Below are 14134 nucleotides of genomic sequence, written 5' to 3'. Positions count from 1 at the left end.
CCGTGCTGCGCGCTGCGGTGCGAGCGCCTCCGGGCGGCCGTGCGCCGCTCATGCCGCGAGGGCTTCGGCGGGTTCTTCGTCGGGCGCCGCCAGCAAGTGCGCGGTGAGTTCCTCGAACTTGGCCTCGAGCTGGTTGAGCGCCGTCTGCTGCCCCTGCAACTCGCGGATGCGCTCGTCGAGGCCACTGGCGGCCTGCTGGATGCGCGAGACCGCCTCGATGCGGCGCGTGAAGTTGCGGCGGCGCTCGCGCAGCTGCGCGTCGAGCTGGGCCGCGGCCGACTTGTTCCAGAGCTCGACCTCGTTGACCGCGGTCTCATAGACCACGCGCAGGCGGCTCATCAGCGCGCGCGCCAGGCGCTCGGCGAACTCGGGCTGCGCCAGGCGCAGCGCGTTGCCCAGGCTCAGGTACTGCAGGTGGCTTTTCTCGATCAGGTCGAGGTCCCGGCGGTAGAGCGCGAGCTGCGGCGATGACGGCGCCTGCAGCGAGAAGCCGTACTCGGCGTTGAGGTTCTTGAAGCTGCCTTCCAGCATGGACTGGATCTCGCCGGCCATCTCATCGGCGCGCGCGAGGTCTTCGCGCAGGCGGTTGAAGGTGCCGTCATAGGCGCGGCGCACGCCGAGCTTGATGCCGGGGCTCTTGAGCTGCTTCGCGAGCGTGGCGACCTCGGCCTTCAGGTGCGAGGGACTGAGCAACGCGAACAGGTCCTTGAGCAGGCGCAGGTGCACCGAGCGCACCGCCTGGATCTTGGCCCCGCTGGCGTCGAAGTCGGCCTGCTCCTGTTCGATGCGCAGGCGCATCTGCTTGATCACGCCCGCGTTCTTGCCCCGCAGGCCGTCCAGCTCCTGGATCTGCTCGACCAGGTCGCGCAGGCGCGAATGCACCATGCGACCGGCCTCGCCGCGCAGCGCCTCGACGCCGGACGCCACGGCCGCACCCAGGATGCGGCGGCGCTGGCCCAGCAGGCCTTCGCCGAGCGCACGCTCCAGGTCGATCAGCTGGCTGGCCTTGAGCAGTTCCTCGTCGCGGTTGACCTTGGCGAGCAAGCCCTTCTGGGCCGACACCGCGAGCACCTGCGACTGAGGCACGCCCAGGATCTCGGCCGAATCGGCGCGCTGCGCGGCAATCTGCAGCTGCACCTGCTCGGGCGAGCTCAGCGCGTCCCACATGGTGTCGATCTTGTTGAGCACGACCAGGCGCGAGGCCTGTCCGTCGCCCAGGGTGGCCAGGTGCTGGCGCCAGATGCTCAGGTCGGACTTGGTCACGCCCGTGTCGGCCGCCAGGATGAACACCACCGCGTGCGCCTGGGGCAGCAGGCTCACGGTGAGCTCGGGTTCCGCGCCGATGGCGTTGAGGCCCGGCGTGTCCAGGATGACCAGGCCCTGCTTGAGCAGCGGGTGCGCCATGTTGATGAGCGCGTGGCGCCAGCGCGGTACTTCGATCAGGCCGTCCGGGCCGGGCAAGGGGTTGTCCTCGGGCAGTTCGTCGTGCCAGAAGCCCAGGGCGCGCGCCTCGTCCACCGGCACGTGCCGCACCTCCGACACCTTCTGGATCGCTTTGGCGAGTTGCTTGGGGTCGTTCACGTCGAGGTCGACGCGCTCCCACTTGGCGGGGGCGTGGCGCCAGTCGAGCAGGGATTGCGGCTGCAGGCGCGTCTCGATGGGCAGCAGGCGCAGGCAGGGGGGCAGGTCGGCGTCGTAGGCCAGCTCGGTGGGGCACATGGTGGTGCGACCCGCGCTCGCCGGCATGATGCGCCGGCCGTAACCCGCGAAGAACACGGCGTTGATGAGTTCGGACTTGCCGCGCGAAAACTCGGCCACGAAGGCGACCGTGATCTTGTCGTTCTTGATCTGGGCGTGCAGCTGGTCCAGCCGTTCGCGGATGCCCGGCTCCATCAGGTCGTGGTCGGCCAGCCATTCGGACAGGAGCTTCAGGCGCAGCGCGAACTGCTTGCGCCAGGCGCCGTGCTGATCAAAGGCTTGAATGAAACTCATGCGGCAGTGCTTTGCGGGCGATCGATCAATATAGCACCCACCCCTCGGCGGGGCCGCCTATCGGGGACGCATGGTCAGCGGGCCTGGCAGAGCGGGCAAAAGTAGGTCGAACGTTGGCCCTGGCGGATGGTCCGGATCGCCGTCGCGCACCGGCGACAGGGCTGGCCGGCGCGGTCGTACACCATGGTGTCGAGCTGGAAGTAGCCGCTCTGGCCATCGGCGCTGACGAAGTCGCGCAGCGTGCTCCCGCCCACGGCCAGGGCGCGCTGCAGCACCTGGACAATGGCCGCGTGCAGCCGCGCGGCGCGCGGGCCGCTGATGCGGTCGGCCCGCGTGGTCGGACGGATGCCGGCGCTGAACAGCGCCTCGCTGGCGTAGATGTTGCCCACGCCGACCACGATGTCGCCCGCCAGCAGCACCTGCTTGATGGGTGCCCGCCGCTGGCGCAGGGCCTGATGGAAGCGCACGGGATCGAAGCCGGCCTCCAGCGGCTCCACGCCCAGCCCGCCCAGCAGCTGGACCGCGCGGGCGTGGTCCAGCGAAGGCACGCAAACCACTGCGCCAAAACGCCGCGGGTCGTGCAACCGCAGCAAGCCCTGGCTGGTGTCGAGCTCGAAGTGGTCGTGCGGGCCGGGGGGCGGCAGCGCCGGCGCGAACTGCAGGCTGCCCGACATGCCCAGGTGCACCAAAAGCCAGCCGCGGTCCATCTCCACCAGCAGGTACTTGCCGCGCCGCCCCACCGAGCGCACGCGCTGCCCCACCAGCGCCTCGGGCGCCACGCCGAGCGGCCAGCGCAGCGGCTTGCCCAGCCGGGCGGCGCGCACGGTGGCGCCGGCGATGCGGTCGGCAAAGCTGCGTCGGGTGACCTCGACTTCGGGCAATTCGGGCACGGCGATTCGGCGAAGGAATGGGTGGGACGGCGCGCGGGGAACGCCCGCCGGGGATTGGGATCAAGACACCAAAGGCCTCAACCCCTTCAATTATCATGACCCGATGAAACCTGCGCCGCTGCACAGACGTCTTCGCCTCCCGCTGATCGTGCTGACCTGCGCCGGCGCATTGGCCGGCCCGGCGGCCCTGGCACAAAGCCCGCTCAACCCGGCCGCGAGCAGTTCCTCGCTCGACGCGCCCTTGTTCTATCAGCTGCTGCTGGGCGAGCTCAACGTGCGCGGCGGCGACCCCGGCGCGGGCTACTCCCTCTTCCTCGAAGCCGCCCAGCAGCAGAAGAACCCCGAGCTCTACCGGCGGGCCGTGGAGGTCGCGCTGCAGTCGCGCCAGGTCGACGCCGCGCTGGCCGCCGCGCGCGCCTGGGCCCGCGACATCCCCAGCGACGCCGACGCCAGCCGCTTCACGCTGCTCGCGCTGCTGTCCCTGGGCCGGGTGAGCGAAACCGCGGCTCCCCTGCGCGCCGTGCTGATGGCGACGCCGGCCGACGACCGCAACGGCGGCATCGCGGCCATTCCCCAGATGTACGCCCGGGTGAACGACAAGGCCCAGGTGCTGGCCGCCACGCGCGAGGCCCTGGCCCCCTTCCTGACCCAGCCGGCCCACGCGGGCGCGGCCTGGTCCACCATCGGCCGGCTCGAACTCGACCTCGACCGCCCGGTCGCCGCCACCGACGCCGCGCGGCGCGGGCACGCGGCGGACCCGGCCTCGCCCTACCCCGCGCTGCTGGCGCTGGAGCTGCTGGAGCGCGGCCAGGCCGATGCCGAGCCGGTGGTGCGTGAACACATCGACGCCGCCCGCGCCAAGGACCCCGCCAACACCGCCATCTCCACCGCCTACGCCCGCGTGCTGCTGGACCTGGGCCGCCTGCGCGACGCGCGCGTGCAGCTGGAGCGGCTCACCACCCGCGCGCCGCAGCAGCCCGACCCCTGGCTGCTGCTGGGCATGCTCCAGGTGCGCGACAACGCCCTGCCCGCCGCCAACGTGTCGCTCGACACCTACCTGCAACTGGTGCGCGACGCCAACGACGAGCGCACGCGCCGCGCGCTCACGCAGGCCTATCTGCTCAAGGCCGAGATCGCCGAGAAGCAGCAAGACTACGTCGCCGCCAACGCCTGGATCGACCGCATCGACAACCCCGAGGAAATCATGGCCGCGCAGATGCGCCGCGCCTCGGTGCTGGCACGCCAAGGCCGTCTCGACGAGGCCCGCGCCCTGCTGCGCAGCCAGCCCGAGCGCCGGCCCGACGATGCGCGCCTCAAGCTGATCAGCGAAGCCCAGCTGCTGCGCGAATTCAAGGCCTGGCGCGAGGCCTACCAGGTCTACGGCGAAGCCGTGCAGCGCTTCCCGCAGGACACCGAACTGCTCTACGAGCAGGCCATGATGGGCGACAAGGCCGGTCAGCCCGCCGACATGGAGCGCCTGCTGCGCCAGCTCATCGCCATCGATCCCAACCACCACCACGCCTACAACGCGCTGGGCTACTCCCTGGCCGACCGCAACGAGCGCCTGCCCGAGGCCAAGCAGCTCATCGAGAAGGCCGTGTCCATGGCGCCCAACGACGCCTACATCCAGGACAGCCTGGGCTGGGTCGAGTTCCGCCTGGGCAACACCGAGCGCGCGCTTGGCATCCTGCGCGAGGCCTATGGCAAGCGCCCCGACCCCGAGATCGCCGCCCACCTGGGCGAGGTGCTCTGGGTGAAGGGGCAGCACGACGACGCCCGCCGCGTCTGGCGCGAGGGCCTGGCGCTCGCCAGCGACAACGAGACGCTGAAGAGCACGCTCAAGCGCCTCAACGTCGAGCCGTGACAACGGCTTCCCCCTTCACCCGGCGTTCGGCCATGTTCGCCCTGGCCGTCGGCCTGGCCGGCTGCGCCACGCCACGCCTCCCGCGCGCGCCCGGCGAAACCGCCTGGGCCGGCCGGCTCGCGCTGCGCGTGGACGGCGCGCCGCCCCAGGCCTTCTCGGCGCTGTTCGACCTGCGCGGCAGTGCCGATACCGGCGAACTGCAGCTCACATCGGCGCTCGGCCAGACCCTGGCCACGGTGCGCTGGTCCGCCCAGGGCGCCGAACTGCAGCGCGGCAATCACACCACCCGCCGCGACAGCCTGGATGCGCTCACCACCGAACTCAGCGGCGCCCCGCTGCCCGTGCTGGCCATGTTCGACTGGCTGGCGGGTCGCGACGCCCCGGCCGGCGGCTGGCGCGTCGACCTTTCGCAGCACGCCAGCGGCCGCCTGGTGGCCCGGCGCGAACAGCCCCAGCCCTCGGCGGAGCTGCGCCTCGTGTTCGAGCAGCCATGAAGCGCCTGTACGACGTTCCCGCGCCGGCCAAGGTCAACCTGTTCCTGCACATCGTGGGCCGCCGCCCGGACGGCTACCACGAGCTGCAGTCGGTGTTCATGCTCATCGACTGGTGCGACCACCTGCATTTCGAGCGCCTGGACAGCGGCGCCATCGAGCGCGTGGACAGCACGCCCGGCGCGCTGCCCGAGGACGACCTGTGCGTGCGCGCCGCCCGCGCCCTGCGCCAGGCCACGGGCTGCACGCAAGGCGTGCGCATCACCCTGGACAAACGCCTGCCCGCCCAGGCCGGCCTGGGCGGTGGCTCGTCCGACGCCGCCAGCACGCTGCTGGCGCTCAACCGGCTGTGGAACCTGAACCTGCGGCGCGAGGCGCTCGCGCACATCGGCCTCGCGCTGGGCGCCGACGTGCCCTTCTTCATCGGCGGACGCCACGCCTGGGTCGAGGGCATCGGCGAGCGCCTGACGCCGATCGCGCTGCCGCGCGGTCACCTGGTGCTGGTCAAACCGCCGGGGGGAGCGTCGACGCCGCAGATCTTTGCCGACCCAGCGCTCAAACGCGATTCGAAAACTGCTACAATCCAAGGCTTTGCTGCAAACGGCAACCTCGAATCGCTGATGGCCTTCGGCCACAACGATCTGGAGCCGGTGGCACGGGCCCTGTGCCCCGAGGTCGGTGAATGCCTTCACTGGCTGGCAGACCAAGGTCTGTCGGGGCGCATGACCGGTTCGGGAACGGCGGTGTTCGCACCGTGCGGCGCGAACCCGGTTCTCGGTCCGGCGCCAGCGTCCTGGCAGGTGCGGGTTTGCGGCAACATGGATGCCCATCCATTGCTCGATTGGTGCGACGGCTGAACGGCCGGACCACCAGACGGCGCAGCGGTTGAGCAACCTGCGACAATTCGGTGGTTCGTGGTTTCGCCACGGATCTCCAGCGTAGGGGAGTCGCCAAGTTGGTAAAGGCACCGGATTTTGATTCCGGCATGCGAGGGTTCGAGTCCTTCCTCCCCTGCCACCGTTTTTCTGACATCACTCACACTGGCCATCGTTGATGGCCGTTGTTTTTTGATCGCGGCCCCGCCGGTGGCCGCCAGACCGCTGGGAATGCCATGCAAGTTCAGCCCCCGGATTACATGATCTTCACCGGCAACGCGAATCCCGTGCTGGCGGCCGAGATCGCCCAGCACCTGGGCACGCAGCTCGGTGCGGCCACCGTGGGCCGCTTCTCGGACGGCGAGGTCACCGTCGAGATCACCCAGAACGTGCGCGCCCGCCATGTGTTCGTGGTGCAGTCCACCTGCGCGCCCACGAACGAGAACCTGATGGAGCTGCTCATCATGGTCGACGCGCTCAAGCGCGCCTCGGCCGAGCGCATCTCCGCCGTCATCCCCTACTACGGCTACGCCCGTCAGGACCGTCGCCCGCGCTCCAGCCGCGTGCCCATCAGCGCCAAGGTCGTGGCCAATATGCTGCAGACCGTGGGCGTCCAGCGCGTGCTGACCATGGACCTGCACGCCGACCAGATCCAAGGCTTCTTCGACATCCCGGTCGACAACATCTACGCCTCGCCCGTGCTGCTGGGCGACCTGCGCACCAAGAACTACGAAGACCTGCTGGTGGTCTCGCCCGATGTGGGCGGCGTGGTGCGCGCGCGCGCGCTGGCCAAGCAGCTCAACTGCGACATGGCCATCATCGACAAGCGCCGCCCCAAGGCCAATGTGTCCGAGGTGATGCACGTGATCGGCGACATCGAAGGCCGCAACTGCGTGATCATGGACGACATGATCGACACCGCCGGCACGCTGGTGAAGGCGGCCGAGGTGCTCAAGGAACGCGGCGCCAAGAAGGTCTACGCCTACTGCACGCACCCCATCTTCTCCGGCCCCGCCATCGAGCGCATCGCCAAGGGCAGCGCGCTCGACGAGGTGGTCGTCACCAACACCATTCCCCTGTCGCAGTCCGCCCAGGCCTGCGGCAAGATCCGCCAGCTCTCCGTGGCGCCGCTGATCGCCGAGTCGATCGCGCGCATTGCCTCGGGCGAGTCGGTCATGAGTCTGTTCGCCGACCAGGACAACCTGTTCTGATCGTCGGACGATAGCCCCGGCCGCCGCGAGGCGGCCTTCGTCAACCCGAGGCGTTCTGGTCGCGGAACCCCTCAACTGGAGTCAGTCATGCAATTCGTCGCTTTCGAGCGCGCCAAGCAGGGCACGGGTGCGAGCCGCCGCCTGCGCATCACCGGTCGCGCGCCCGGCATCGTCTTTGGTGGTACCACCGCCCCCGTCTCGATCGAACTCGATCACAACGCGCTGTGGCACGCCCTCAAGAAGGAAGCCTTCCACGCCTCCATCCTCGACATGGAGCTCAACGGCAAGGTCGAGAAAGTCCTGCTGCGCGATGTGCAATACCACCCGTTCAAGCCGCAGGTGCTGCACGTCGACTTCCAGCGCGTGGACGACAAGACCCGCCTGCGCAAGAAGGTGCCGCTGCACTTCACCGGCGCCGAAGAGTCGCCGGCCGTCAAGCTCGACAAGTGCCTGGTCAACCACGTGATCAACGACATCGAGATCGAGTGCCTGGCCACCCAGCTGCCCGAGCACATCACCGTGGACCTGAGCCAGGTCACCAAGGGCGCCACCGTGCACGCCGGCGACATCAAGCTGCCCAAGGGCGTGAAGATCGTCACCCACGGCCGCAAGGACATCACCGTCGCCACCGTGGTGGAGCCGGTGGAAGAAGTGGTGGCCGCGCCGGTCGCCGCCGCTCCCGCCGACGACAAGAAAAAGGGCAAGGGCAAGAAGTAAGCAGGGCCCCTACGCCCCACCGCTTCGCGGGTCGCTGCCCCCCCCAAGGGGGCGCGTGCCGGCTTGGGGCGGCCCGGCGCCGGAACCCTCTTCTGCCCTCCCGAAGGCCCGCCCCGCGCGGGCCTTTTCTTTTGGGACAATCCCGCCCCATGATCAAGCTCATCGCCGGCCTGGGCAACCCGGGCCCCGAGTACGAACAGACGCGGCACAACGCCGGCTTCTGGTGGGTGGACGAGGCCGCGCGCCTGCTCAAGGTCTCGCTGCAGATGGAGCGCTCGCACTTCGGCCTGGTGGCGCGCGCCAACGTGGGCGGCCAGCCGGTCTGGCTGGTCGAGCCGCAGACCTTCATGAACCTTTCGGGCAAGTCGGTGGGCTCGCTCGCGCGCTTCTACAAGATCGCGCCCGAGGAGGTGCTGGTGGTCCACGACGAGCTGGACCTGCCCCCGGGCGAGGCCAAACTCAAGAAGGGCGGCGGCCACGCGGGCCACAACGGCCTGCGCGACATCCACGCGCAACTGGGCAGCGCCGACTACTGGCGCCTGCGCATCGGCATCGGCCACCCGGGCAACAAGAACGAGGTGGCGAACTGGGTGCTCAAGAAGCCCTCGCCCGACGACCGCATCGCCATCGCGCAGGCGCTGGACCGCTGCCTCAAGGCCCTGCCCCAGCTCATCGCGGGCGAAATGGACAAGGCCACCGCCCTGATCCACACCAGCAAGCCGCCACGGCCGAAGCCGCCACGACCCGCCGCGCCGCCTCAGGCGGGCGGAACCTCACCCGAGGCCGACGACAAGCCCTGACCGGCCTTCTGCAGGCGCTGGTACTTCTGCCACAGCGTCTCCCTGGACTCCACGTGCGCCGGGTTGACCGGGATGCAGGACACGGGGCAGACCTGGACGCACTGAGGCTCCTCGAAGTGGCCCACGCACTCGGTGCAGCGCGAGGGCTCGATCACGTAGAACTCCTCGCCCATGGAGATCGCCTGGTTCGGGCACTCGGGCTCGCAGACGTCGCAGTTGATGCACTCGTCGGTGATCATCAGCGCCATGGCGGTCCTCCCCTCAGGCCTGCAGCGGCGGCGGCACGAGCCGCGCGGCCACCGAGGGATGCACCATGGTCGATACGTCGCCGCCGAGCTTGGAGATCTCGCGCACCAGGGTGCTGCTGATGCACTGCAGGTCGGCCTGCGGCAGCAGGAAGACCGTCTCCACCCCCGGATGCAGCTTGCGGTTCATGGCCGCCATCTGCGCCTCGTAGTCGAAGTCGGTGAGGTTGCGGATGCCGCGCACCACGGCCTGGGCGCCATGCTCGCGGCAGAAGTCCATGATCAGGCCATCGAAGGGCAGCGCGCGCACGCGGCCCGGCAGGCGCTGCGCGGCCTGCGCCACCATCGCCAGGCGCTCATTCACGCCGAACTGTGTCTTCTTGTGGTGGGCCACGGCCACGGCCACGATCACCTCGTCGAACAGCCCGGCGGCGCGGCGCACCACGTCTTCGTGGCCGAGGGTGATGGGGTCGAAGGTGCCGCTGTAGACGGCGATGCGGGCGGTGGTCTCGGGCATAGGGGGATTATCCCGTGGGCTCAGGGCGCGACCGGGCGCAGCAGGTGAAAGGCCACGGCGCCCGCGCGGCCGTGCCGGTGCAGGACCAGGCCCAGGGGCGCCAGCTCGGCGTCGGTCCAGGGGCGCGGGGACTCCAGGTAGACGAACCCCTCGGCCGACACGGCCTCGCGCGCCGCGCGCAGCGCCGGCTCGAACAGGCCGCTGGCGTCGAAAGGGGGGTCAAGGAAGACCACGTCCAGGCCCTGCCCCGCCGCCGCGCGCAGGGCCGCCAGGCCGTCGCCCCGCTGCACGCGCACGGCCTCGGCCTTCAGGCGCGCGCGCACGGCCTGCAGCTGCGCCACCAGTGCGGGCTCCTGCTCCACCATCAGCAGCTCGCGCGCCCCGCGCGAGGCGGCCTCGAAGCCCAGCGCGCCCGTGCCCGCGAAGGCGTCCAGGCCGCGCCAGCCGCTCAGGTCCTGGCCCAGCCAGTTGAACAGGGTCTCGCGCACGCGCGACGGCGTGGGCCGCAACCCGGGCCGGTCGGCCACGGGCAGCTTGCTGCGTTTCCACTGCCCGCCGAGCAGGCGGACTTCCTGCGGCGGCGCGCCCGAATGTCTTGTCATGCCTGCGAGCTTACCGGGGAGCGCCCGCCCCCGGCGTGGGACGCGGCCGGACCGGCTTCGCCGGACGGCCGGTGTCGCCCCTCGAGGGGGTCGCGCGAAGCGCGGCAGGGGCGGCCCCTATTTCCCGCCGACGATGACCGTGGCCAGGCGATCGGGATGCACCACCCGCTGCATCGCACGGCGCACCTCATCCACGCTCAGCGCGCGCACGCGCTGCGTCCAGGTGTCCAGGTAGTCCAGCGGCAGGCCGTTCCAGGCGATGTTGACCACGTTGTCGAGCAGCTTGCGGTTGCTGTCAAAGCGCAGCGCGAAGCCGTTGACGAGGTAGTCCTTGGCGGCCTGCAGCTCGGCCTCGCTGGGACCGTCGCTCACGTAGCGCGCCAGGGTCTCGCGCACCACGCGCACGGCCTCGTCGGCCTGATCGGGCCGGGTGCTGAGGCCGATCTGGAAGGCGCCCGCATGGCGGCCGGGCGAAAAGTAGCTGTACACGCCATAGGTCAGGCCACGCTTCTCGCGCACCTCCTGCGTCAGGCGCGAGGTGAAGCCGCTGCCCCCCAGGATGTGATTGCCCACAAGCAGGGGGAAGAAGTCGGGGTCGTCGCGCTTGATGCCCGGCTGGCCCATGAGCACCTGCGCCTGCGCGGCGGCCATGGGGAGGCGCTGTTCCGTGGGCGCGGCCAGGGGCTTCACCTCGGCCACCGGCGGCAGCTCGGCGCAGCCGTTCGGCGCGATGGCGCGCACCAGGGCGTCGACGATGCGCTCGGCGCCCGCGCGGTCCACTGCGCCCACCATGACGACCTGCGCGCGGCAGGCGGTGACGTGGCGGCGGTAGAAGCTGCGCATGTCGTCCACGCCGATCGCGCCCAGGGTGTCGGGCGTGGCGAAGCGGCCATAAGGATGGTCACCGTAGACCGCGCGGCCGAAGGCCTGGCTGGCCACGGTGGACGGCCGGTTCAGCGCCTCGCGCAGCGCCGCCACCGATCGCTCGCGGTCGCGCCGCCACACGGCCTCGGGCCAGGTGGGCCGCGCCAGCTGCTGCGCCGCCAGGGCCACGGCGCGCGGCAGGATCGCCGGGTCGCTCAGGCTGCGCAGCTGCACCGAGAAGCGGTCGCTGCCCGCGCTGGCGTCGAACTGCGCGCCCAGGTCCACCCAGGCCGCCGCCAGCGCGTTTTCGTCGCGCGCGGGCTGGCCCTCGTAGGCGGCCACGCCTCCCGACAGCTGGCCGGCCGTGGCGTTGGCGAGGCCGGCGCGCTCGGTCGGCTCTCGCCGGCTGCCGCCGTCGAAGTCCATCTGCACGTCGACCATCGGGATCGCGGGGCTGTTGACCAGATAGACCCGGGTGCCGCTCGGGTGCACCCAATGCTCGATGGGGATGGCCGCCGAGGCCGCGCCCAGGCCCAGCGCCAGGCCCAGCGCGGCCAGCGTTTGGCGAATGGCTCGCACCGTGCTCATGGCCGGCCCTCCGCCGCCCGCGCCTCGGGCACCAGCACGCCAGTGTTGAGCGTGCGGTCCGTGAAGTAGCGGCCCGCCACCGCGCGCACCTGCTCGGCCGTCACGGCCCGCAGGCCCGCCATCAGGCGCTCGCCCGCGTCGGTGGGCAGGCCGTTGACCCAGTAGCTGCCCTGCTCCTGCGCCTGGCTGAAGACCGAGTCGAGCTTGTAGACCTCGGAGGCGGTCCATTGCGTCTTCACGCGCTGCAGCTCTTCCTCGCTCACGCCCTCGCGCGCGATCCGCTGAATCTCGGCCTTGAGCGCGGCCATGGCGGCCTCGGGCGTGACGCCGCGCGCCGGCACGGCCGAGGCCGTGAACACCTGCGGCCCGCGCCCCATCAGGCCGTAGCCCGAGCTGGCGCTGTCGGCGATGCGCTGCCCCCCCGTGCCCTGTCCCTGCACCAGCGCGCGCTCCAGCCGCGCCCCGCTGTAGCCGTCGAGCACGCCCGACAGCACCGCCAGCGCCAGCGCATCGCGGCTGGCCGCGTCGTCGTTGCCGCTGTAGCGCGGCGCGTGCCAGGCCAGCACCACCAGGGCCTGGTCGGCCACGGCGCGGTACTCCAGCCGGCGCGGGCCCTGCTGCGTCGGTTCCGTGCGCGGCTTGCGCGCGGGCACGGCGCGCGCCGGGATGCGCCCGTAGGTCCGCTCGGCGATCTCGCGCACGCGCTGCGGGTCCACGTCGCCGGCCACCACCACGGCCGCGTTGGCCGGCACGTACCAGCGCTGGTGGAAGTCGCGCACGTCCTGCGGCGTCATGGCGTCGATGTCGCTCATCCAGCCGATGATGGGCCGGCGGTAGGGACTGGCCTGCCAGACCATCGCATTGAAGGCCTCGAACAGGCGCGCGCGCGGCGACTCCTCGGTGCGCTGGCGCCGCTCTTCCTTGACCACCTCGATCTCGCGCGTGAACTCGATGTCGGGCCACTGGTTGCTGGCGAAGCGCTCGGCATTGAGCGCCATCACCGCCTCCAGCCGCTCGGCCGGCACCTGCTCGTGGTAGGCCGTGGCGTCGCGGCTGGTGAAGGCGTTCTGCTGGCCGCCCAGCGCGGCCACGCGCTCGGAGAACTCGCCCGGCTTGAGCGTGGCGCTGCCCTTGAACATCATGTGCTCGAGCGCATGCGCCACGCCCGAGGTGCCGTCGACCTCGTCCATGGCGCCCACGCGCACCCACAGCATGTGCACGGCCGTGGGCGCGCGGTGGTCGGGCCGCACGATCAGCGACATGCCGTTGGCGAGGGTGAATTGCTGGACCGCCGGGGCGGCGTTGGGTGGGGGCGCCGCGCGCGCGATGGACGCGGCCAGCACCAGCCCCAGGAGCATCGGGAGGCGTTTCATAGAATCCCAAGGATTCCAGAGATTCTGAAATGTTCTCGTTCTTTCGCAAAAAAAATCCCGCGCCCCCGCCGGAGGCGCCGGCCGTCCAGGCCCCCGTGGGCGGTCCCGCAGCGGCATCGGCCCCCCCATCGGCGCCGGCGCCCGTGGCGGTGCCAGCGCCCGTCGCCGCTCCCCTGCCCGCCCCGGTGGCCGCGCCGGCGGCCCCGCGCCAGGGCTGGCTCGACCGCCTCAAGTCCGGCCTGCGGCGCACCGGCAGCGGCATCGCCACGGTGTTCACGGGCACGCGCATCGACGAGGACCTGTACGAGGAACTCGAGGCCGCCCTGCTCATGGCCGACAGCGGCGTGTCGGCCACGCAGCACCTGCTGAACGACCTGCGCCGCCGCGTGAAAGAAGCCAAGGCCACTGAGCCCGCCGCCGTGAAGGCCTTGCTGGCCGAAGCCATCGCCGACCTGCTGAAGCCCTTGCAGAAGCCCCTGGTCATCGGCGAACACAAGCCCACGGTGATCATGGTCGCGGGCGTGAACGGCGCGGGCAAGACCACCTCCATCGGCAAGCTCACGCGCCACCTGGCCGACGAAGGCGCGAGCGTGCTGCTGGCCGCCGCCGACACCTTCCGCGCGGCGGCGCGCGAACAGCTGGCGGTCTGGGCCGACCGCAACACCGTCGACATCGTCACCCAGGAAGGTGGCGACCCGGCCGCCGTGTGCTTCGACGCGGTGAGCGCCGGCCGGGCGCGCGGCAAGGACGTGGTGCTGGTCGACACCGCCGGCCGCCTGCCCACGCAGCTTCACCTGATGGAGGAGCTGCGCAAGATCAAGCGCGTGGTGAACAAGGCCGACCCCACGGGGCCCCATGAAGTGCTGCTGGTCATCGACGGCAACACCGGCCAGAACGCGCTCGCGCAGGTCAAGGCCTTCGACGAGGCGCTGCAACTCACCGGCCTGGTCATCACCAAGCTGGATGGCACGGCCAAAGGCGGCGTGCTCTGCGCCATCGCGCGCGAGCGGCCGGTGCCGGTGTACTTCATCGGCGTGGGCGAGAAGCTCGAGGACCTGGAAACCTTCGACGCCCGCGAGTACGCGCAGGCCCTGCTGAGCTAGGC

The 14134-nt window shown here is 71.0% G+C and carries 14 protein-coding genes and 1 tRNA gene; 8 read left to right on the top strand and 7 right to left on the bottom strand.

Annotated features, from left to right (window positions below; all coding sequences use genetic code 11):
• Positions 1 to 48: 48 nt before the first annotated feature.
• Positions 49 to 1992, bottom strand: coding sequence for a dynamin family protein (locus tag DY262_RS12920; protein ID WP_116959469.1), 1944 nt, complete (start codon positions 1990 to 1992; stop codon positions 49 to 51).
• 74 nt (positions 1993 to 2066) lie between these two features.
• Positions 2067 to 2882 (bottom strand): bifunctional DNA-formamidopyrimidine glycosylase/DNA-(apurinic or apyrimidinic site) lyase, encoded by an 816-nt coding sequence (mutM, locus tag DY262_RS12915; protein WP_116959468.1) that lies wholly within the window; start codon positions 2880 to 2882, stop codon positions 2067 to 2069.
• Positions 2883 to 2985: 103 nt separating this feature from the next.
• Between mutM and DY262_RS12910 the strand changes: the two genes are divergently transcribed.
• From DY262_RS12910 to pth, 7 genes are all read left to right on the top strand, one after another.
• A complete protein-coding gene (locus DY262_RS12910; protein ID WP_116959467.1) occupies positions 2986 to 4746 on the top strand; it encodes a tetratricopeptide repeat protein in 1761 nt (586 codons plus the stop codon).
• The gene (locus DY262_RS12905; RefSeq protein ID WP_147326229.1) at positions 4743 to 5240 is read left to right on the top strand and encodes a lipoprotein insertase outer membrane protein LolB; all 498 of its coding nucleotides are present in this window, start codon (positions 4743 to 4745) and stop codon (positions 5238 to 5240) included. Before DY262_RS12910 ends, DY262_RS12905 begins: the two co-directional genes overlap by 4 nt.
• Positions 5237 to 6094, top strand: a complete 858-nt coding sequence (ispE, locus tag DY262_RS12900; protein WP_116959465.1) for a 4-(cytidine 5'-diphospho)-2-C-methyl-D-erythritol kinase — start codon at positions 5237 to 5239, stop codon at positions 6092 to 6094. The genes DY262_RS12905 and ispE overlap by 4 nt, the downstream gene beginning before the upstream one ends.
• Before the next feature lie 83 nt (positions 6095 to 6177).
• Positions 6178 to 6254 (top strand) — tRNA-Gln (locus tag DY262_RS12895).
• A gap of 94 nt (positions 6255 to 6348) precedes the next feature.
• On the top strand, positions 6349 to 7323 hold the full coding sequence (locus tag DY262_RS12890) for a ribose-phosphate pyrophosphokinase (protein ID WP_070397430.1): 975 nt from the start codon (positions 6349 to 6351) through the stop codon (positions 7321 to 7323).
• An 87-nt stretch (positions 7324 to 7410) separates the two neighbouring features.
• Entirely contained in the window at positions 7411 to 8040 is a 630-nt protein-coding gene (locus DY262_RS12885) for a 50S ribosomal protein L25/general stress protein Ctc (RefSeq protein ID WP_070397429.1), read from the top strand.
• Between the two features lie 149 nt (positions 8041 to 8189).
• A complete protein-coding gene (pth, locus tag DY262_RS12880) occupies positions 8190 to 8840 on the top strand; it encodes an aminoacyl-tRNA hydrolase (RefSeq protein ID WP_116959464.1) in 651 nt (216 codons plus the stop codon).
• Here pth and DY262_RS12875 read toward each other — a convergent pair.
• The 5 genes from DY262_RS12875 to DY262_RS12855 all read right to left on the bottom strand — a co-directional run bounded on the left by DY262_RS12875 (position 8798) and on the right by DY262_RS12855 (position 13029).
• The gene (locus DY262_RS12875; protein ID WP_116959463.1) at positions 8798 to 9088 is read right to left on the bottom strand and encodes a YfhL family 4Fe-4S dicluster ferredoxin; all 291 of its coding nucleotides are present in this window, start codon (positions 9086 to 9088) and stop codon (positions 8798 to 8800) included. The genes pth and DY262_RS12875 overlap by 43 nt on opposite strands.
• Before the next feature lie 13 nt (positions 9089 to 9101).
• Positions 9102 to 9602 (bottom strand): pantetheine-phosphate adenylyltransferase, encoded by a 501-nt coding sequence (gene coaD, locus DY262_RS12870; RefSeq protein ID WP_070397426.1) that lies wholly within the window; start codon positions 9600 to 9602, stop codon positions 9102 to 9104.
• A gap of 20 nt (positions 9603 to 9622) precedes the next feature.
• Entirely contained in the window at positions 9623 to 10204 is a 582-nt protein-coding gene (gene rsmD / locus DY262_RS12865; protein WP_116959462.1) for a 16S rRNA (guanine(966)-N(2))-methyltransferase RsmD, read from the bottom strand.
• Positions 10205 to 10321: 117 nt separating this feature from the next.
• Positions 10322 to 11656, bottom strand: coding sequence for a M16 family metallopeptidase (locus DY262_RS12860; protein ID WP_116959461.1), 1335 nt, complete (start codon positions 11654 to 11656; stop codon positions 10322 to 10324).
• Positions 11653 to 13029 (bottom strand): M16 family metallopeptidase, encoded by a 1377-nt coding sequence (locus tag DY262_RS12855; RefSeq protein WP_116959460.1) that lies wholly within the window; start codon positions 13027 to 13029, stop codon positions 11653 to 11655. The genes DY262_RS12860 and DY262_RS12855 overlap by 4 nt, the downstream gene beginning before the upstream one ends.
• A 29-nt stretch (positions 13030 to 13058) precedes the next feature.
• On the opposite strand from DY262_RS12855, the gene ftsY reads away from it, so the two are divergent.
• Positions 13059 to 14132 carry a signal recognition particle-docking protein FtsY gene (ftsY, locus tag DY262_RS12850; RefSeq protein ID WP_116959459.1) on the top strand — a complete coding sequence of 358 codons (1074 nt, stop codon included), beginning with the start codon at positions 13059 to 13061 and terminating at the stop codon, positions 14130 to 14132.
• Positions 14133 to 14134: the final 2 nt, after the last annotated feature.

This window comes from Hydrogenophaga borbori, assembly GCF_003417535.1.
In the GTDB taxonomy this organism is placed as follows: domain Bacteria; phylum Pseudomonadota; class Gammaproteobacteria; order Burkholderiales; family Burkholderiaceae_C; genus Hydrogenophaga; species Hydrogenophaga borbori.
The sequence above is the reverse complement of the archived record's forward strand: the minus strand, read 5'-3'. Positions and strand labels throughout refer to the sequence as shown.

What these genes read in the sequence shown, in the direction of transcription:
- DY262_RS12875 (WP_116959463.1), bottom strand. Translation starts at nt 9,088, where the DNA reads ATGGCGCTGATGATCACCGACGAGTGCATCAACTGCGACGTCTGCGAG.
- DY262_RS12885 (WP_070397429.1), top strand. Translation starts at nt 7,411, where the DNA reads ATGCAATTCGTCGCTTTCGAGCGCGCCAAGCAGGGCACGGGTGCGAGC.
- ispE (WP_116959465.1), top strand. Translation starts at nt 5,237, where the DNA reads ATGAAGCGCCTGTACGACGTTCCCGCGCCGGCCAAGGTCAACCTGTTC.
- coaD (WP_070397426.1), bottom strand. Translation starts at nt 9,602, where the DNA reads ATGCCCGAGACCACCGCCCGCATCGCCGTCTACAGCGGCACCTTCGAC.
- ftsY (WP_116959459.1), top strand. Translation starts at nt 13,059, where the DNA reads ATGTTCTCGTTCTTTCGCAAAAAAAATCCCGCGCCCCCGCCGGAGGCG.
- DY262_RS12910 (WP_116959467.1), top strand. Translation starts at nt 2,986, where the DNA reads ATGAAACCTGCGCCGCTGCACAGACGTCTTCGCCTCCCGCTGATCGTG.
- DY262_RS12920 (WP_116959469.1), bottom strand. Translation starts at nt 1,992, where the DNA reads ATGAGTTTCATTCAAGCCTTTGATCAGCACGGCGCCTGGCGCAAGCAG.
- rsmD (WP_116959462.1), bottom strand. Translation starts at nt 10,204, where the DNA reads ATGACAAGACATTCGGGCGCGCCGCCGCAGGAAGTCCGCCTGCTCGGC.
- pth (WP_116959464.1), top strand. Translation starts at nt 8,190, where the DNA reads ATGATCAAGCTCATCGCCGGCCTGGGCAACCCGGGCCCCGAGTACGAA.
- DY262_RS12860 (WP_116959461.1), bottom strand. Translation starts at nt 11,656, where the DNA reads ATGAGCACGGTGCGAGCCATTCGCCAAACGCTGGCCGCGCTGGGCCTG.
- DY262_RS12890 (WP_070397430.1), top strand. Translation starts at nt 6,349, where the DNA reads ATGCAAGTTCAGCCCCCGGATTACATGATCTTCACCGGCAACGCGAAT.
- DY262_RS12855 (WP_116959460.1), bottom strand. Translation starts at nt 13,029, where the DNA reads ATGAAACGCCTCCCGATGCTCCTGGGGCTGGTGCTGGCCGCGTCCATC.